At 50.0% G+C, this 19,759-nt stretch carries 14 protein-coding genes; 9 read left to right on the top strand and 5 right to left on the bottom strand.

What is annotated here, in order from left to right:
• Nucleotides 1-245: 245 nt before the first annotated feature.
• Nucleotides 246-3,770, bottom strand: coding sequence for a pyruvate:ferredoxin (flavodoxin) oxidoreductase (gene nifJ / locus C7B16_RS16760; RefSeq protein ID WP_000628247.1), 3,525 nt, complete (start codon nucleotides 3,768-3,770; stop codon nucleotides 246-248).
• 272 nt (nucleotides 3,771-4,042) lie between these two features.
• Between nifJ and C7B16_RS16755 the strand changes: the two genes are divergently transcribed.
• Nucleotides 4,043-4,309 carry a DUF333 domain-containing protein gene (locus tag C7B16_RS16755; protein ID WP_001200698.1) on the top strand — a complete coding sequence of 89 codons (267 nt, stop codon included), beginning with the start codon at nucleotides 4,043-4,045 and terminating at the stop codon, nucleotides 4,307-4,309.
• Here C7B16_RS16755 and hslJ read toward each other — a convergent pair.
• Together hslJ and ldhA are read right to left on the bottom strand one after the other, a co-directional pair.
• Nucleotides 4,306-4,728: a heat shock protein HslJ gene (hslJ, locus tag C7B16_RS16750; protein ID WP_001516437.1), complete on the bottom strand. Its 423-nt coding sequence runs from the start codon at nucleotides 4,726-4,728 to the stop codon at nucleotides 4,306-4,308. The two genes, C7B16_RS16755 and hslJ, sit on opposite strands and share 4 nt — an antisense overlap.
• A gap of 157 nt (nucleotides 4,729-4,885) precedes the next feature.
• A complete protein-coding gene (gene ldhA / locus C7B16_RS16745) occupies nucleotides 4,886-5,875 on the bottom strand; it encodes a D-lactate dehydrogenase (RefSeq protein WP_000762228.1) in 990 nt (329 codons plus the stop codon).
• Nucleotides 5,876-6,082: 207 nt separating this feature from the next.
• Here ldhA and C7B16_RS16740 point away from each other — a divergent pair, with 207 nt between their 5' ends.
• The 4 genes from C7B16_RS16740 (at nucleotide 6,083) to C7B16_RS16720 (ending at nucleotide 10,322) form a co-directional block, all read left to right on the top strand.
• Nucleotides 6,083-8,719: a YdbH family protein gene (locus C7B16_RS16740; RefSeq protein ID WP_105224575.1), complete on the top strand. Its 2,637-nt coding sequence runs from the start codon at nucleotides 6,083-6,085 to the stop codon at nucleotides 8,717-8,719.
• Nucleotides 8,719-8,904, top strand: coding sequence for a YnbE family lipoprotein (locus C7B16_RS16735; RefSeq protein ID WP_000699961.1), 186 nt, complete (start codon nucleotides 8,719-8,721; stop codon nucleotides 8,902-8,904). Before C7B16_RS16740 ends, C7B16_RS16735 begins: the two co-directional genes overlap by 1 nt.
• A gap of 7 nt (nucleotides 8,905-8,911) precedes the next feature.
• The gene (locus C7B16_RS16730) at nucleotides 8,912-9,235 is read left to right on the top strand and encodes a YdbL family protein (protein ID WP_000831645.1); all 324 of its coding nucleotides are present in this window, start codon (nucleotides 8,912-8,914) and stop codon (nucleotides 9,233-9,235) included.
• Between the two features lie 220 nt (nucleotides 9,236-9,455).
• Complete coding sequence (locus tag C7B16_RS16720) at nucleotides 9,456-10,322, top strand: aldo/keto reductase family oxidoreductase (RefSeq protein ID WP_001516434.1); 867 nt, start codon at nucleotides 9,456-9,458, stop codon at nucleotides 10,320-10,322.
• Between the two features lie 40 nt (nucleotides 10,323-10,362).
• Here the strand turns inward: C7B16_RS16720 and azoR are convergent, their stop codons facing one another.
• Nucleotides 10,363-10,968, bottom strand: a complete 606-nt coding sequence (gene azoR / locus C7B16_RS16715) for an FMN-dependent NADH-azoreductase (RefSeq protein WP_000048921.1) — start codon at nucleotides 10,966-10,968, stop codon at nucleotides 10,363-10,365.
• 200 nt (nucleotides 10,969-11,168) lie between these two features.
• On the opposite strand from azoR, the gene hrpA reads away from it, so the two are divergent.
• The 3 genes from hrpA to aldA all read left to right on the top strand — a co-directional run bounded on the left by hrpA (nucleotide 11,169) and on the right by aldA (nucleotide 17,774).
• Nucleotides 11,169-15,071 (top strand): ATP-dependent RNA helicase HrpA, encoded by a 3,903-nt coding sequence (gene hrpA, locus C7B16_RS16710; RefSeq protein WP_024214572.1) that lies wholly within the window; start codon nucleotides 11,169-11,171, stop codon nucleotides 15,069-15,071.
• Nucleotides 15,072-15,338: 267 nt separating this feature from the next.
• Nucleotides 15,339-16,139, top strand: a complete 801-nt coding sequence (gene ydcF, locus C7B16_RS16705) for a DUF218 domain-containing protein YdcF (RefSeq protein ID WP_107179923.1) — start codon at nucleotides 15,339-15,341, stop codon at nucleotides 16,137-16,139.
• A gap of 195 nt (nucleotides 16,140-16,334) precedes the next feature.
• Complete coding sequence (aldA, locus tag C7B16_RS16700) at nucleotides 16,335-17,774, top strand: aldehyde dehydrogenase (RefSeq protein WP_107179922.1); 1,440 nt, start codon at nucleotides 16,335-16,337, stop codon at nucleotides 17,772-17,774.
• Nucleotides 17,775-17,815: 41 nt separating this feature from the next.
• Here aldA and gap read toward each other — a convergent pair whose 3' ends face one another.
• Complete coding sequence (gap, locus tag C7B16_RS16695; RefSeq protein ID WP_000048676.1) at nucleotides 17,816-18,817, bottom strand: type I glyceraldehyde-3-phosphate dehydrogenase; 1,002 nt, start codon at nucleotides 18,815-18,817, stop codon at nucleotides 17,816-17,818.
• 188 nt (nucleotides 18,818-19,005) lie between these two features.
• Between gap and cybB the strand changes: the two genes are divergently transcribed.
• Complete coding sequence (cybB, locus tag C7B16_RS16690) at nucleotides 19,006-19,536, top strand: cytochrome b561 (RefSeq protein ID WP_107179921.1); 531 nt, start codon at nucleotides 19,006-19,008, stop codon at nucleotides 19,534-19,536.
• Nucleotides 19,537-19,759: the final 223 nt, after the last annotated feature.

Genomic DNA, 19,759 nt, shown 5'->3' with positions numbered 1-19,759 from the left:
CTGCGTTTCTCCGGTCCTAAGACATCAATCATCTGTTCTCCAATGACTAGTCTAAAAACTAGTATTAAGACTATCACTTATTTAAGTGATATTGGTTGTCTGGAGATTCTGGGGGCTAGTCTAGTCACAGATATTATTTTCTGTTGGGGCATTGCTACGATTACTTATTTCCCAACAAATAAAAAGACAAGCCCGAACTTTCATTCGGGCTTTTTTTTGTTCAGGATAATCCTTACCCTGTTACTCTACTCGGTGCCACTTTTATCCGTTTTCCCCGCCATTTGCGCGAGGAAATCATAGCGTTTTTGCAGATCGGCTGCGGCATCTTTCCATAACTGTTCCGCCACTTCTGGCTGTTGCGAATTCAGACGGCGGAAACGTTGTTCATGGAGCAATGTTTCTTCCAGAGCCTCTGATGGTGGACGTGAATCCAGCGCCAGTGGCAGTTTGCCTTCATCGGCACGACGTGGATCAAAGCGATACAGCGGCCAGAAGCCGGTTGCGGTGAGTTGGCGCATCTGGTCGTGACTCAATGCCAGGTCATAACCGTGCTCTTCACATGGACTGTAAGCAATGATCAGTGACGGCCCTGGATACGCTTCCGCTTCCTGAATCGCTTTCACTGTCTGGTTCAGTTGCGCACCGAGAGAAATCTGCGCCACATAAACATGACCGTACATCATCATACTGACACCGAGGTCTTTACGCGCTTTGCGTTTGCCGTGTTCACCAAACTTCGTTACTGCACCAAGAGGGGTTGCTTTCGACGCCTGACCGCCGGTATTGGAATAGCATTGCGTATCCAGTACCAGAATGTTGACGTTTTCCGTCAGACTTAATACATGATCCAAACCACCGAAGCCGATATCGTAAGCCCAGCCGTCGCCACCAATCAGCCATATTGATTTTTCCACCAGCGCATCAGCGTCGCGCAGCAGTTCATGAGCTTCAGCGATATCCTTTAGTTGCTGGCGCAACGCGGCAACCTGTTCGCGACGAACCTCTGGCGTGGCATCTGATTTCAACGCTGCCAGTAACTCCGCCGGGATTTTATCGGCAAACTGATCCAGCAGACGCAAAACACGGACACGATGCTGATCGACCGTCAGGCGGAAGCCCAGGCCAAATTCGGCATTATCTTCAAACAGTGAGTTCGCCCAGGCCGGACCACGACCGTTTGCATCAGTGGTATACGGTGTGGATGGCAGGTTACCGCCATAAATCGACGAACATCCGGTGGCGTTAGCGATCAACATTCGATCGCCATAGAGTTGAGTAAGCAATTTGATATACGGCGTCTCGCCACAACCGGAACAAGCACCAGAATATTCAAACAGCGGTGTGATCAATTGCGATGTACGAATATCAATACGTTCCAGTTTACTGCGGTCGATTTCTGGTAAGTTGAGGAAGAAGTCATAATTGATTTTCTCTTCTTCCACATGCTCCAGACGCGACATCATATTGATGGCTTTGATATCAGGATCCTGACGGTCTTTCGCCGGGCAAACTTCAACGCACAGATTACAGCCAGTGCAATCTTCCGGTGCGACCTGCAACACATACTTCTGCCCGCGCATATCGCGCGATTTCACATCCAGCGAATGCAGGCTGGCAGGGGCGTTTTCCATTGCTTCCGGCGGAACCACTTTTGCGCGAATAGCGGAGTGTGGGCAGGCGGCGACACAGTGGTTACATTGGGTACAGAGTTCCTCTTTCCAGATGGGGATCTCTTCGGCAATATTGCGTTTTTCCCAACGCGTTGTGCCCATTGGCCATGTGCCGTCTGGTGGTAGCGCCGAAACGGGGAGGGCATCGCCAAGTCCGGCGAGCATTGCAGCGGTGACGGTTTTAACGAAATCAGGCGCTGCATCGGAAACCACCGGTGGCCGATTCGCACTGTGCGGATTTACCGGTTGCAACGGGACTTCTTCCACGGATTCACGCGCCAGCGCCAGTGCCTGCCAGTTGCGTTCCACCAGATCCTGACCTTTGCTGCTGTAGCTTTTGGCAATTGCGCCCTGCAATTCAGCCAGGGCACTGTCGCCAGGCAGAATTTGCGTCAGGTGGAAAAAGGCCATCTGCATTACGGTGTTAATGCGCGCTGCCAGTCCACATTCACGGGCAATTTTCGCTGCATTAATCACATAAAAGCGAGCTTTCTTCTGATTCAACACCGCCTGAACTTCTTGCGGCAGCCGCGACCAGACTTCTTCTGCACTGTACGGAGTATTAAGCAGGAAAATACCGCCAGGTTTCAGGCGTTCTGCCATCTGATATTTGTCGATAAACTGCAACTGGTGGCAGCCAACAAAGTCAGCTTGTGAAATCAGATACGCGGATCGAATTGGATGCTCGCTCACACGCAGGTGAGAAACTGTCAGACCACCGGCCTTTTTGGAATCGTATACAAAATACCCCTGTGCATACCACGGGGTGGAATTACCGATAATCTTGATATTGTTTTTGGTCGCGGAAACGCTGCCGTCACTGCCCAGACCGTAAAACAGGGCTTCCAGCTTCGCGGAGTTTGGCAGGGTATTTTCTGGCAATGGCAGTGACAGATTGGTCACATCATCATAAATACCCACGGTAAATCGTGGTTTTGGTTTGGCTGTGTTAAGTTCGGCAAATACTGCCAGCACACAGTCCGGGCCAAACTCTTTGGAAGACAGACCATAGCGCCCACCAATGACGCGAGGCAATGCCTCACGCTCGCCATTATTAAAGGCTTCTGCCAGCGCGGTCATCACATCCAAATAGAGTGGTTCTGCCTGGGCACCCGGCTCTTTGGTGCGATCCAACACCGCTACGCTGCGTACGGACTCCGGTAGTGCTTGTAGTAAGTGTTTGGCGGAAAACGGACGATATAGTCGAACTTTCAGCACCCCAACTTTTTCGCCACGGGTCAGCAATTCGTCTACCACTTCTTCACAGGTGCCAATAGCAGAACCCATCAGGATTATCACCCGTTCTGCCTGTGGATGACCGTAATACTCAAAAGGCTGATACTGACGACCCGTAGCGGCGGCGAAATCATTCATTGCCTGTTCAACATGGTCGTAAACTGCGTTGTACCATGGGTTAGTTGCTTCACGAGACTGGAAGTAAGTGTCAGGATTGGCGGATGTACCGCGGATCACCGGATGTTCCGGATTCAGCGCACGGGCGCGATGAGCATCAATTTCTGCCTGCGGTATCAGTTCAAGAATAGTGTCGTCGGCCAGTGGAACGATTTTGTTGATCTCGTGGGAAGTACGGAAACCATCAAAGAAATGAATAAATGGCACACGGCTTTTTAGTGTCGCGATTTGCGAAATGAGGGCGAAATCTTGCGCTTCCTGAACGTTTGCCGCACACAACATGGCGCAACCGGTCTGGCGCACCGCCATCACATCTGAATGATCACCAAAAATAGAGAGCGCATGAGTAGCGACGGTTCGCGCCGCCACATGCAGTACAAACGGTGTCAGTTCGCCCGCCAGTTTGTACAATGTCGGAATCATCAGCAACAAACCCTGCGATGATGTAAACGATGTAGAGAGTGCGCCCGTTTGCAAAGCGCCATGCACAGTCGCGATAGCGCCAGCTTCGGACTGCATTTCAACTACGCGAGGTGTATCTCCCCACACGTTTTTCAAGCCGTTTCCGGCCCAGGCATCAGCCTGTTCTGCCATCGTGGAACTCGGGGTAATAGGGTAGATGGCGATAACTTCACTGGTGCGAAATGCCACCGAAGCTACCGCGCCATTACCGTCAATTGTGATCATACGACACCCTTACATTGCGCAAATGAGGGGCACACGAAAAAGCTGCGTGCCCAGTAGTTATCTCTCAATTTTAGCAAATGGCTTTCTGTTGCATTTTCGCTTTTGTGTCCCCCATATCCGCATAATGAATGTTTCGATCAAGCACCGGGCAAAAAATAGCGATAAAAAAGTAACAATGCGTTGCAACACACATAGTAGTTCTCGACGTAACCGCCTGGGCTGCCTATTATTTAGGGCGGTGTCGTTTGGCTTAAAGATTAGAGGAAGTAAAGATGCGAGCAGCGTTGTGGGTAGGGTGTGCCGCTTTATTGTTGTCTGCGTGTAGTAGTGAACCTGTTCAGCAGGCAACCGCGGCGCATGTGGCGCCTGGTTTAAAAGCGTCCATGTCCAGTAGCGGTGAAGCAAATTGCGCAATGATTGGTGGTTCGCTATCCGTTGCCCGTCAACTTGACGGAACGGCTATTGGGATGTGTGCATTACCTAACGGCAAACGCTGCAGCGAACAGTCGCTTGCCGCCGGAAGCTGTGGCAGCTACTAATTGACCAAATCTGCCAGTTTATAAGTTAATGTCTGTTTCGCGGTTGCCAGCGTCAACTGGTTGGCGGTCAGATCTACCTGCGCACCTTCTTTCAGCATTTCGCTGATGGTGTGATCGAGTTCGTTAAGCTGTGGGTTGGCACACATCATGCGGGTCATTGCCAGTCCTTTAACTTTCAGTTCTCCGCCCGAAAGTTTACCCTCTCCGCTAAAGCGGTTACACATGTTGCCGGAAATCATCATCTTTTCCCCAAAGCTGATTTCTGGCGGGTTTTTATCGCTGGCAACAGGTTGACCGTTAACACTTTCCAGTACAAACCGGTGATGCTGTAACTGTTCTGGCGTTACAGCAATTTTGTCATTACTTACACATCCCGCCATCAGCAGGCTTAGTGCGACTAGCGCGGCAACTTTCTTCATTTTAGTTCTCAATTTAAGGTATAAATCAGGTGCTGATTGCCGGATGCAACGCTGGGGCATCTTATCCGTTCAACAAAACTTATTGTAAGAATAGTGGATGAAAGATCTTTGGGGATTATCTGAATAAGCTCCCCTGATTTGCAGGGGAGCTGCATGTTTAAACCAGTTCGTTCGGGCAGGATTCGCCTTTTTCCAGATTGCTCAAGTTTTGCAGCGTAGTCTGGGAAATACTGGTCAGAGCTTCTGCCGTCAGGAAAGCCTGGTGCCCGGTAAACAGTACGTTATGGCAGGCAGACAGACGACGGAACACGTCATCCTGAATCACATCGTTGGATTTATCTTCAAAGAACAGATCGCGTTCGTTCTCATACACGTCCATCCCCAGCGAGCCAATTTTCTGGTTTTTCAGCGCTTCAATTGCCGCCTGGGAATCAATCAATGCGCCACGACTGGTGTTGACGATCATTACGCCGTTTTTCATCTGATCAAACGCCGCCTCATTCAGCAGGTGGTAGTTCTCCGGCGTCAGCGGGCAGTGCAGGGAGATAACGTCTGATTCAGAGAACAGGGTCGGCAGATCGACATATTCCACGCCGAGCTCCAGCGCCGCCGCACTTGGGTATGGATCGAACGCCAGCAGACGCATACCGAAACCTTTCAGAATACGCAGCATCGCTACGCCGATTTTACCGGTGCCGATAACACCTGCCGTTTTGCCATACATGGTAAAGCCAGTCAGGCCTTCCAGAGAGAAGTTGGCGTCACGGGTACGCTGATACGCGCGGTGAATACGGCGGTTCAACGTCATCATCATACCGATAGCGTGTTCAGCGACGGCTTCCGGATCGTAGGCTGGAACACGGACTACTTTCAGCCCCAGCTCTTTTGCCGCGTCGAGGTCAACGTTGTTGAAACCGGCACAGCGCAGGGCGATATATTTAACGCCGTGCTTTTTCAGTTCTTCCAGCACCGGGCGGCTGCCGTCATCATTTACGAAAATACATACCGCTTCGCAGCCATTGGCGGTTTTGGCGGTTTTTTCTGTCAGCAGAAAGTCAAAAAATTCCAGCTCAAAGCCAAAGGACTCGTTCACCTGTTGCAGGTACTTCTTGTCGTACTGTTTTGTGCTATATACGGCGAGTTTCATAAGACTTTCTCCAGTGATGTTGAATCACGTTTAAGCTACTAAAAATATTTTACAAAAATTAAAATATAATTGAAAGCTGTGGTGATATTGAAAAATCCATCAACAACTATGCTTAGTGTAGGCGCAACCTTCAACTGAACGGTTAAACATGCCACAATACCGGTATTGAATGCTTAATTTTTCGCTAAATCAGGATATTAACTACCCATGTTGGGTAAATATAAAGCCGTTCTCGCGCTGTTATTACTGATTATTCTTGTGCCCTTAACGCTGCTGATGACGCTCGGGCTGTGGGTTCCTACGCTGGCGGGTATCTGGCTGCCGCTCGGTACACGCATTGCATTAGATGAAAGCCCGCGCATCACGCGTAAAGGTTTAATTATTCCCGATCTCCGTTATCTGGTGGCGGATTGCCAGTTGGCGCATATCACCAATGCCAGCCTTTCACATCCCAGCCGCTGGTTATTGAACGTTGGCACAGTGGAGCTTGACTCTGCTTGCCTGGCAAAATTGCCACAGGAAGAGCCCTCTCCGGCAGCGCCGAAAACCCTTGCGCAGTGGCAATCCATGCTGCCTAACACCTGGATCAATATTGATAAACTGATCCTTTCGCCCTGGCAGGAATGGCAGGGAAAACTCTCTCTCTCGTTGACCTCTGATATCCAGCAACTGCGTTATCAGGGCGAAAAAGTTAAATTTCAAGGCCAGCTTAAAGGGCAACAACTTACAGTCAGCGAACTGGATGTCGCCGCGTTTGAAAATCAGCCGCCGGTAAAACTGGTAGGGGAATTTACCATGCCGCTGGTGCCGGATGGGCTTCCTGTCAGTGGCCATGCTACCGCGACCTTGAACTTGCCACAGGAACCGTCACTGGTGGATGCTGAACTGGAGTGGCAGGAAAATAGCGGGCAATTGCTTGTGATGACACGGGATAACGGCGATCCATTGCTCGATTTGCCGTGGCAAATTACCCGTCAGCAATTGACGGTCAGCGATGGTCGCTGGAGCTGGCCGTATGAAGGTTTTCCCCTGAGTGGGCGATTGGGTGTTAAAGTCGAGAACTGGCAGGCCGGGCTTGAGAACGCGTTGGTCAGTGGACGCCTGAGTGTGCTGACCCAGGGGCAAGCAGGGAAAGGCAATGCGGTGCTTAATTTTGGCCCAGGAAAATTGAGCATGGATAACAGTCAGATGCCACTGCAACTGACCGGTGAAGCAAAACAGGCTGATCTCATTCTGTATGCCCGCTTACCGGCACAGCTAAGCGGAAGTCTGACTGACCCAACGCTGGCCTTTGAACCAGGCGCGTTATTACGTTCAAAGGGAAGAATCATCGATTCACTGGACATCGATGAAATTCGCTGGCCTTTAGCGGGGGTAAAAGTCACTCAGCGTGGTGTTGACGGTCGCTTGCAGGCCATTTTGCAGGCCCATGAAAATGAACTGGGCGACTTTGTGCTGCATATGGATGGTCAGGCGAATGATTTTCTCCCGGATGCAGGGCGTTGGCAGTGGCGTTACTGGGGCAAAGGCAGTTTTACCCCGATGAATGCCACCTGGGATGTCGCAGGAAAAGGTGAGTGGCATGACAGCACGATTACGCTTACCGACCTCTCGACCGGGTTCGATCAGTTGCAATATGGCACGATGACAGTAGAAACGCCGCGCTTAATTCTTGATAAACCCGTTATCTGGGTGCGCGACGCCCAGAATCCGTCTTTTAGTGGTGCGCTTTCGCTGGATGCAGGACAAACGCTTTTCACAGGCGGTAGTGTGTTACCGCCATCAACCTTAAAATTTAGTGTCGATGGACGCGATCCGACGTATTTCCTCTTCAAAGGGGATTTACATGCTGGTGAGATTGGCCCGGTACGGGTGAATGGCCGCTGGGACGGTATTCGCCTGCGCGGCAATGCCTGGTGGCCTAAACAATCGCTGACCGTATTCCAGCCGCTGATCCCGCCAGACTGGAAGATGAATCTACGCGATGGTGAACTGTATGCCCAGGTGGCGTTTTCTGCCGCGCCTGAGCAGGGCTTTCGTGCAGGGGGGCATGGCGTGTTGAAAGGTGGCAGCGCGTGGATGCCAGATAACCAGGTCAACGGTGTCGACTTTGTACTACCGTTCCGTTTTGCCGACGGTGCGTGGCACCTGGGAACGCGGCGACCTGTGTCATTACGTATTGCTGAAGTGGTTAACCTGGTGACGGCAAAAAATATTACTGCCGATCTTCAGGGGCGTTATCCGTGGACCGAAGACGAACCCTTGCTACTGACTGATGTGAGTGTTGATGTTTTAGGTGGTAACGTGCTGATGAAACAATTACGTATGCCGCAGCACGATCCGGCGCTGTTACGGCTGAATAATCTCTCTTCCAGTGAACTGGTTAGCGCCATCAATCCAAAGCAATTCGCTATGTCAGGGGCATTCAGTGGGGCATTGCCGCTATGGCTTAATAATGAAAAATGGATTGTGAAAGATGGCTGGCTGGCAAACGCAGGCCCCATGACCTTGCGCCTGGATAAAGACACGGCGGATGCAGTAGCAAAAGACAATATGACCGCAGGGACTGCAATCAACTGGTTGCGCTATATGGAAATTAGCCGTTCATCGACAAAAATTAATCTGGATAATCTCGGTGTGTTAACCATGCAGGCAACGATCAGCGGTAATAGCCGGGTTGATGGTAAAACGGGCACGGTGAATCTTAATTACAGCCACGAAGAGAATATTTTTACGTTATGGCGCAGCTTACGCTTTGGCGATAATCTCCAGGCGTGGCTGGAACAGAATGCCCGACTCCCGAAAACGGGTTGCCCATCAGGAAATGAGTGTGAGGAAAAATAATGAAAATAATGATAACCGCGTTCGCGTCCTCTTTTATGTTGCTTGGTTGCACGCCGCGCATTGAAGTGGCTGCGCCGAAAGAGCCAATCACCATTAATATGAACGTTAAAATTGAGCATGAGATCATCATAAAAGCAGATAAGGACGTTGAAGACTTGCTCAAAACCCGTAGCGATCTTTTTTGAGGTAATGATGAAAAGAACATTACTGATAATGGTGTGGACTGTTTGCCTGATGAGCAGCAGTGCGATGGCGTTAACCCTGAATGAAGCCAGAAGTCAGGGGCGGGTAGGCGAAACATTTAATGGTTATCTGATGGCACTGAAAACGGATGACGAAACGCAGGCATTGGTAAACGATATTAATAAAGCTCGTGCGCTGAGTTATCAGCAACTGGCCAGACAAAATAATGTCTCAACTGAGGAGATTGCAAAACTGGCAGGGCAGAAACTGGTCGCTCGCGCTAAACCGGGAGAATATGTGCAGGGGATTAATGGGAAATGGCTGCAAAAATAAAAAACGTAAAGCAGCGGTAATTAATTTCGTATTCAGAAAGATCAGTTACCGTTCAAAACGGTACAAATTATACCTACAGACCTCCGCCAGACTGATTGCGGCGCTGTTTTTGCTTGTTGGCGCTCGTTTTTACGCATCCGCATTCAATAGTCATTTATTCACTTTCCGTTCATTTCTATACTGATTTTTCTTAATCCGCTTTATTACAGGGCAGGGTGTTATGAGCAGCAACACATTTACTCTCGGTACAAAATCCGTTAACCGTCTCGGTTACGGCGCGATGCAACTGGCAGGACCTGGTGTATTCGGCCCACCGAAAGATCGCCATGTCGCGATTACCGTGCTGCGTGAGGCACTGGCATTGGGCGTCAATCACATTGATACCAGCGACTTTTATGGTCCACACGTTACCAATCAGATTATCCGCGAAGCGTTACATCCTTATTCCGATGACCTGACTATCGTCACCAAAATTGGCGCTCGCCGCGGTGAGGACGCCTCCTGGTTGCCGGCATTCTCTCCAGCAGAACTGAAAAAAGCGGTGCACGATAACCTGCGAAATCTGGGGGTGGACGTGCTGGATGTGGTGAACCTGCGGGTGATGCCTGACGATGGACATGGCCCGGCGGAAGGGTCGATTGAAGCCAGCCTGACCGTGCTGGCTGAGATGCAACAACAAGGGCTGGTAAAACATATTGGCCTGAGCAACGTAACACCAACGCAGGTTGCAGAGGCGCGCAAGATTACAGAAATTGTTTGCGTGCAAAACGAATACAACATTGCCCATCGTGCGGATGACGAATTAATTGATTCTTTGGCTCGCGATGGCATTGCATATGTGCCGTTCTTCCCGCTCGGGGGCTTTACGCCACTGCAATCCTCCACGCTCTCTGATGTCGCAGCAAGTCTTAATGCGACACCGATGCAGGTGGCGCTGGCGTGGCTGTTGCAACGTTCACCGAATATTTTGCTGATCCCGGGGACGTCTTCCGTTGCGCATTTACGGGAGAATATGGCAGTAGGGGAATTAGCGCTACCTGATGATGTGTTGGCAACGCTGGACAGTATTGCGAAAAAGGCGAGTTAAGTAAAAAAGCCTCCCGCACTCGCGGTAGGCTTCTTAAAACTTATGCTGCAACAATTGCGTCAATTGCCGCTTTAGCGTCTGCCTGCGCTTTTGCTGCCATTTCCGGCCCGTAAGCGATACCTTCAGCAAAGACAAAGTTCACGTCAGTAATGCCGATAAAGCCAAGGAACGTAGAAAGATACGGGGTCACCAGGTCTGTAGGCCCATCCTTATGGATACCGCCACGGCTGGTAATAACAATGGCTTTTTTACCGGTTACCAGACCTTCAGGACCGTTCTCGGTGTAGCGGAAAGTAACGCCTGCACGCGCAACCAGGTCAAAATAGTTTTTCAACTGAGTAGAGATGTTGAAGTTGTACATCGGTGCGGCAATCACGATAACGTCATGCGCTTTCAACTCGGCAATCAGTTCATCAGACAGTGCCAGGGCTTCCTGCTGGCGCGGAGTCAGCGGCGCGTCACTCGGACGCAGAGCACCAACCAGTTCGCCATCCAGCACCGGAACCGGATTTGCAGCCAGGTCGCGGACGGTGATTTCATCAGCAGTGTGCTTTTCACGCCACTGTTCAACAAAATAATCAGACAACTGACCAGACTGAGAGTACCCTGCCAGGATGCTGGATTTAAGAACTAATACCTTGCTCATGGTGTTTCCTTATAGATGTTTGAATGGGCGATGCCCTGTTGCTTGTTGACACTTTATTCACAATCCTGCCACAGAGATAGCGCAATATATCGAAGTCTATGTTCGAATTTATTGAACAACACATAAAAAGCCGCGATGTGGTACTCTATATCTATCATTTAAAAGAAAATTAATCAGGCACAACGCTGCCCTTTAACGTTATGACAGAACAACAAAAATTGACCTTTAACGCCTTACAGCAGCGGTTGGATTCGTTAATGCTGCGTGACAGACTGCGTTTTTCCCGCCGTCTGCATGGGGTGAAGAAGGTTAAAAATCCTGATGCACAACAGGCCATTTTCCAGGAGATGGCAAAAGAAATTGACCAGGCGGCAGGGAAAGTCCTGCTACGTGAAGCGGCGCGTCCGGAGATTACTTATCCGGACAATTTGCCGGTTAGCCAGAAAAAACAGGACATTCTCGAAGCAATCCGTGACCACCAGGTGGTGATTGTCGCCGGAGAAACAGGTTCCGGTAAAACGACGCAGTTGCCGAAAATCTGTATGGAACTGGGGCGCGGGATTAAAGGGCTGATTGGCCATACCCAGCCTCGTCGACTGGCAGCCCGTACCGTGGCGAACCGTATTGCGGAAGAGTTGCAGACCGAACCGGGTGGCTGCATCGGTTATAAAGTCCGTTTCAGCGATCACGTCAGTGATAACACGATGGTCAAGCTGATGACCGACGGTATTCTGCTGGCGGAAATCCAGCAGGATCGCCTGCTGATGCAGTACGACACCATCATCATTGACGAAGCGCACGAACGCAGCCTGAACATTGATTTCCTGCTCGGTTATTTGAAAGAGCTGTTGCCACGTCGCCCGGATCTGAAAGTCATCATCACTTCCGCGACCATCGATCCGGAACGCTTCTCTCGCCACTTTAACAATGCGCCGATTATCGAAGTTTCGGGTCGAACTTATCCGGTAGAAGTGCGTTATCGACCAATAGTTGAAGAAGCGGATGATACCGAGCGCGACCAGTTACAGGCGATTTTCGATGCCGTAGACGAATTGAGCCAGGAAAGCCCCGGCGACATTTTGATCTTTATGAGCGGCGAGCGGGAAATTCGCGATACCGCCGATGCGCTGAACAAGCTGAACTTACGCCATACGGAAATATTGCCGCTTTATGCGCGGCTTTCAAACAGCGAACAAAATCGCGTCTTCCAGTCACACAGCGGGCGGCGCATTGTGCTGGCGACTAACGTCGCGGAAACCTCGCTGACTGTGCCGGGTATTAAATACGTGATCGACCCAGGTACGGCGCGCATCAGCCGCTACAGCTATCGCACCAAAGTGCAGCGTCTACCGATTGAGCCAATTTCGCAGGCTTCAGCCAATCAGCGTAAAGGCCGTTGCGGACGCGTATCAGAAGGGATCTGTATTCGTCTTTATTCGGAAGACGATTTCCTTTCTCGTCCGGAGTTTACCGATCCGGAAATTCTGCGTACCAACCTGGCGTCGGTTATCTTACAGATGACCGCACTGGGGCTGGGCGATATCGCTGCGTTTCCGTTTGTTGAAGCGCCGGATAAACGCAATATTCAGGATGGTGTGCGCCTGCTGGAGGAGTTAGGTGCAATCACCACCGACGAACAGCAAACCGCATATAAACTGACACCACTTGGTCGTCAGTTATCACAGTTACCGGTTGACCCGCGTCTGGCACGCATGGTGCTGGAAGCGCAGAAACATGGCTGTGTAAGGGAAGCGATGATTATCACTTCCGCGCTCTCCATTCAGGACCCTCGTGAACGCCCGATGGACAAACAACAGGCATCGGATGAAAAACATCGTCGTTTCCACGATAAAGAGTCCGACTTCCTGGCGTTTGTGAATTTGTGGAATTATCTCGGTGAGCAGCAAAAGGCGCTCTCTTCAAACGCCTTCCGTCGCTTGTGCCGCACTGAATATCTCAACTATCTGCGCGTGCGCGAATGGCAGGACATCTACACTCAGTTGCGCCAGGTGGTGAAAGAACTCGGCATTCCGGTAAACAGTGAACCGGCGGAGTATCGCGAAATTCATATCGCATTACTGACCGGTTTGCTTTCACATATCGGCATGAAAGATGCGGATAAACAGGAATATACCGGCGCACGTAACGCGCGTTTCTCTATCTTCCCTGGTTCTGGTTTATTCAAAAAGCCGCCAAAGTGGGTGATGGTGGCGGAACTGGTAGAAACCAGCCGCCTGTGGGGGCGCATTGCGGCACGCATCGATCCGGAATGGGTAGAGCCGGTTGCCCAACATTTGATCAAACGCACCTACAGTGAACCGCACTGGGAACGGGCGCAGGGCGCAGTGATGGCGACGGAAAAAGTCACCGTTTATGGGTTGCCGATTGTCGCCGCGCGTAAGGTTAACTACAGCCAGATTGATCCTGCGTTGTGCCGTGAACTCTTTATCCGCCATGCACTTGTAGAAGGTGACTGGCAGACACGTCACGCTTTCTTCCGTGAAAACCTGAAACTGCGGGCAGAAGTGGAAGAGCTGGAACACAAATCACGTCGTCGCGATATTCTGGTAGATGACGAGACGCTGTTTGAATTTTACGACCAGCGCATTAGCCATGATGTGATCTCTTCGCGCCACTTCGACAACTGGTGGAAAAAGGTTAGCCGCGAAACGCCTGATTTGCTCAACTTTGAAAAGAGCATGTTGATCAAAGAAGGTGCGGAAAAAATCAGCAAGCTGGATTACCCGAACTTCTGGCATCAGGGCAATCTCAAGCTGCGTTTAAGTTATCAGTTTGAGCCAGGTGCGGACGCTGATGGCGTGACCGTGCATATTCCGCTGCCGTTGCTCAACCAGGTGGAAGAGCGCGGCTTTGAATGGCAAATTCCTGGATTACGTCGTGAACTGGTGATTGCGCTGATTAAATCGCTGCCAAAACCGGTACGTCGTAATTTTGTGCCTGCGCCAAACTACGCCGAAGCGTTTTTAGGCCGCGTGACGCCACTGGAACTACCGTTGCTCGACAGTCTTGAACGTGAATTGCGCCGCATGACCGGCGTTACCGTTGACCGCGAAGACTGGCACTGGGATCAGGTGCCCGATCACCTGAAAATTACTTTCCGCGTGGTGGACGACAAAAACAAGAAGTTGAAAGAAGGGCGCTCATTACAGGAACTGAAAGAGGCGCTGAAAGGCAAAGTGCAGGAAACACTGTCTGCGGTCGCTGATGACGGTATCGAGCAGAGCGGCCTGCATATCTGGAGCTTTGGTCAATTGCCGGAAAGCTACGAGCAGAAGCGCGGCAATTACAAAGTGAAAGCGTGGCCTGCGCTGGTGGATGAACGTGACAGCGTGGCGATCAAATTGTTTGATAATCCACTGGAGCAGAAGCAAGCAATGTGGAACGGTCTGCGCCGTCTACTGTTGCTGAATATTCCTTCACCGATCAAATATCTGCATGAGAAGTTGCCGAATAAAGCCAAGCTGGGGCTGTACTTTAACCCGTATGGCAAAGTGCTGGAGCTGATCGATGACTGTATCTCCTGCGGTGTGGATAAATTAATCGACGCCAACGGTGGCCCGGTCTGGACGGAAGAGGGTTTTACTGCGCTACATGAAAAAGTGCGTGCCGAACTGAACGATACCGTGGTGGATATTGCGAAGCAGGTCGAGCAAATCCTCACGGCAGTGTTCAACATCAACAAACGTCTGAAAGGGCGTGTTGATATGACGATGGCGCTGGGGCTTTCTGACATCAAAGCACAAATGGGCGGTCTGGTGTATCGCGGTTTTGTCACCGGTAACGGCTTCAAACGGCTGGGCGATACGCTGCGCTATTTGCAGGCGATTGAAAAACGCCTGGAAAAACTGGCGGTTGATCCGCATCGTGACCGTGCCCAAATGCTGAAAGTCGAAAACGTCCAGCAGGCATGGCAACAATGGTTCAACAAACTGCCGCCAGCGCGTCGTGAGGATGAAGACGTGAAAGAGATCCGTTGGATGATTGAAGAACTGCGCGTCAGTTACTTCGCCCAACAACTTGGTACGCCGTATCCGATATCGGATAAGCGTATTTTGCAGGCGATGGAGCAGATTAGCGGTTAACGGCTGTTATTTGGCTGATGAATCTAAAACCCGGTAAGCGTGTGCTGCCGGGTTTTTTCTTTATAAGATCTGAAGGATTCACTCTATCGCAACATTGAACGATTTTGCTGAATTTTTATCAATAGTCTTTCCTCAAATACAGTATGAGTAAAACAAATATCAGGCTTACGAAGGAGGATAGGGAAAATACAACGTCTTCCTTTCAGAGTGCTCCGCTTCTCATTATTATCTCACGCAGTATTCTTAAGGGAACGAGAAGGAGGGACCATGAACATTAACCCGTTTCCGACGCTTTCAGCGACAACTATAGATGCCATAAACGTTATTGGTCGATGGCTGGCGCAGGATGATTTCTCTGGTGAGGTGCCGTATCAGGCTGATTGCGTGATCCTCGCAGGTAACGCGGTTATTCCCACTATCGACGCTGCATGCAAGATTGCCCGCGATCAGCAAATTCCATTACTGATCAGCGGTGGTATCGGTCACTCGACAACCTTTTTATATAGTGCTGTCGCACAGCATCCACATTACAACATCATTCGTACCACGGGCAGGGCAGAAGCCACCATCCTTGCAGATATTGCCCATCAGTTCTGGCATATTCCCCATGAAAAAATCTGGATTGAAGACCAGTCAACGAACTGCGGTGAAAACGCCCGCTTCAGCGTCGCGTTATTGAATCAGGCCACAGAGCGCATTCACACGGCTATCGTTGTGCAGGATCCCACCATGCAGCGGCGCACGATGGCGACGTTCCGCCGTATTACTGCTGATAATCCCGATGCACCTCGCTGGTTAAGTTATCCAGGATTCGTACCACAAGTGGGGAATAACGCAGACAGTGTCGCATTTGTTAATCAACTGGAAGGATTATGGCCAGTTGAACGTTATTTATCGCTACTTACTGGTGAGCTACCACGTTTGCGTGATGATAGCGACGGTTATGGCCCCCGCGGACGTGATTTTATCGTTCACGTTGATTTTCCTGTAGAAGTCGCCCAGGCATGGCAGACGCTGAAACACGACGCTGTACTTATTGAAGCGATGGAAAGTCGTTCGCTACGTTAAAAATTGCCCGTTTGTGAAAAACCGTTGGCAAACGGGCATGATTCTTTACTTTTACTTCTGCCTTTTATTCCTTTCACGCCTGTTTTTATGAAGCCCTTCACAGATTCGTCCTTCCACGATGCCGTTTCCGCAATGATTGATGTTTATTAACAATGCATTTACCAAATAAAAACACAATAATCACAGGAGTCGCCCATGTCAGTACCCGTTCAACATCCTATGTATATCGATGGACAGTTTGTTACCTGGCATGGAGATGCATGGATTGATGTTGTAAACCCTGCAACAGAGACGGTTATTTCCCGTATTCCTGATGGCCAGGCTGAGGATGCCCGTAAGGCAATCGATGCTGCAGAACGCGCCCAACCAGAATGGGAAGCATTGCCTGCCATTGAGCGCGCCAGTTGGTTACGCAAAATCGCTGCCGGGATCCGCGAACGCGCCAGTGAAATCAGTGCACTGATTGTCGAGGAAGGGGGCAAAGTCCAGCAACTGGCTGAAGTCGAAGTGGCTTTCACGGCGGACTATATTGATTATATGGCGGAGTGGGCGCGGCGCTACGAGGGTGAGATTATTCAAAGCGATCGCCCGGGAGAGAATATTCTTCTCTTTAAACGTGCGCTTGGCGTGACCACCGGTATTCTGCCGTGGAATTTCCCGTTCTTCCTGATTGCCCGCAAAATGGCACCCGCTCTGCTCACCGGCAATACCATCGTCATTAAACCGAGCGAATTTACACCAAATAACGCAATTGCTTTCGCCAAAATCGTCGATGAAATTGGCCTTCCACGCGGCGTGTTTAACCTTGTGCTGGGGCGCGGTGAAACAGTGGGTCAGGAACTGGCGGGTAACCTGAAGGTCGCAATGGTCAGTATGACGGGCAGCGTCGCCGCCGGGGAGAAAATCATGGCAACTGCGGCGAAAAATATCACCAAAGTGTGTCTGGAACTGGGCGGCAAAGCGCCCGCTATTGTGATGGATGACGCTGATATTGAACTGGCAGTCAAAGCCATCGTTGATTCACGAGTCATTAATAGTGGGCAAGTGTGCAACTGTGCTGAACGTGTTTATGTACAGAAAGGCATTTATGATCAGTTTGTTAACCGACTTGGTGAAGCGATGCAGGCGGTGCAGTTTGGCAATCCTTCTGAACGCAACGACATTGCAATGGGGCCGTTGATTAACGCCGCGGCGTTGGAAAAGGTTGAGCAGAAAGTGGCTCGTGCTGTAGAAGAGGGCGCGAGAGTGGCGCTTGGTGGCAAAGCGGTAGCGGGGAAAGGGTACTATTATCCGCCGACAATATTGCTGGATGTTCGCCAGGAAATGTCAATTATGCACGAAGAAACCTTTGGCCCGGTGCTGCCTGTTGTCGCTTTCGATACGCTGGAACACGCTATCGCCATGGCTAACGACAGCGATTACGGCCTGACCTCGTCGATTTATACTCAAAATCTGAACGTCGCGATGAAAGCCATCAAAGGGTTGAAGTTCGGTGAAACCTACATCAATCGTGAAAACTTTGAAGCGATGCAAGGTTTCCACGCCGGATGGCGTAAGTCGGGTATTGGCGGTGCGGATGGTAAACATGGTTTGCATGAATACCTGCAAACCCAGGTCGTTTATTTACAGTCGTAATGTGTGAAACAGGCGGAGGCATTTTCCTCCGCCTGTATCTGTCAGAGTTTGGCGAATTTTTCCAGGGTGCGAATAAGCTGGGTGACAAAGCCATATTCGTTGTCGTACCAGGCGACTGTTTTTACCAGTTGCAAATCGCCCACGGCGGTAATTTCCGTTTGGGTGGCATCAAACACCGAACCAAAATGGCTACCAATGATATCGGAAGAGACTATTTCTTCATCGGTATAACCAAATGATTCGTTATTGTTTGTCGCCTTTTTAAGTGCATTGTTCACTTCTTCGGCAGTCACTTTTTTACCGAGAATAGACACCAACTCGGTGACAGAACCCGTTTTTACCGGTACACGCTGTGCATGGCCTTTCAGTTTACCGCTCAGTTCCGGGATCACCAGACCAATAGCTTTTGCTGCGCCCGTTGTATGGGGAATAATATTTTCTGCCGCCGCACGTGAAGCGCGTAGATCTTTACCACGCGGACCATCCACCAGTGACTGGGTGCCGGTATAGGCATGAATCGTCGTCATCGTGCCGACTTCTATTCCAAAATTGTCATGGAGTGCTTTGGCCATCGGCGCAAGACAGTTGGTGGTGCAGGACGCCACGGAAACAATGGTGTCGTTGCCATCCAGCGTGTTGTCATTGACGTTATAAACGATGGTTTTCATTTCACCGGCAGGGGCGGAAATTAACACCTTCTTCGCGCCAGCATCCAGATGTGCCTGCGATTTCTCTGCGGATGTATAAAAGCCGGTACATTCAACAATGATTTCTGCACCTTTCGCTTTCCACGGAATATTTTTCGCCTCTTTTTCGGCGTAAACCGCAATACTTTTGCCATCGACAATAAGTGAATCTTCAGTGAAATCAACGCTCCAGGGGAACGGGCCGTAGTTTGAATCGTGTTTTAGCAAGTAGGCGAGAATTTTCGGGGATGTGAGATCATTAATGGCGACAACGTCTATATTGCTTTTGACCTCCAGTAATCGACGCAATACCAGTCGACCGATACGACCAAAACCGTTAATACCAACTTTACTCATGGTTTTCTCCTGTCAGGAACTCGTGGATGAAAATTAATCCTTTCCAGGCTTAGACCAGGATGGTGGGATGAGCAATCTACATTCTCGCAGTGAAACGTAACCTACTGAAAATGGGTGAACAATATTTAATGAAATTTTGAGAAAAGCTGGTTATGTTAACAATAAATTGTTTTAAATCAGGAAATGTTATGGAAAATAAATACTCAAAGTTACAAATCGGTATTCACTGGCTGGTCTTTTTACTGGTTATCGCAGCTTACTGTGCGATGGAGTTTCGTGGATTTTTCCCGCGAGCCGATCGACCGGTTATCAACATGATCCATGTTTCCTGTGGCATTTCGATTTTCGTACTGATGGCGCTTCGTCTCGTGCTAAGACTGAAATATCCAACGCCACCAATTGTGCCTAAACCAAAGCCAATGATGACGGGGCTTGCGCATCTCGGGCATCTGGTCATTTACTTGCTGTTTATCGCACTGCCGATAATTGGCATGGTGATGATGTATAACCGTGGCAATCCGTGGTTTGCGTTTGGTGTGATGATGCCTCATGCATCAGAGGCCAATTTCGATCTGGTAGATACCTTAAAATCGTGGCATGAAACGCTGGCAAATCTGGGGTATTTCGTTATTGGGTTGCATGCCGCTGCTGCATTGGCGCACCACTATTTCTGGAAGGACAATACGCTTCTGCGCATGATGCCGCGTAAGCGTTCCTGACAACAGTAAAAGAAAACGCCTGTACTAAACCAGACCCGTGGTACAGGCGAAGAATACGGGTCTACATCGGAAGCACCTATTATATTTATTTGTATGACAAATAAAACCAGAATTCGTGTTTATATGTTTGCCTGGCCAATATTTAATCAAATTATCTTTCTATTAAGAGCGTTACTCAATTTCCCCCAATCCAATCTTTGATCTCCCTAAGTGAAATAAAAAC

This window comes from Escherichia sp. 20412-1 (assembly GCF_003027595.1).
GTDB classification, from domain to species: Bacteria; Pseudomonadota; Gammaproteobacteria; order Enterobacterales; family Enterobacteriaceae; genus Escherichia; species Escherichia marmotae.
The sequence above is the reverse complement of the archived record's forward strand: the minus strand, read 5'-3'. Positions and strand labels throughout refer to the sequence as shown.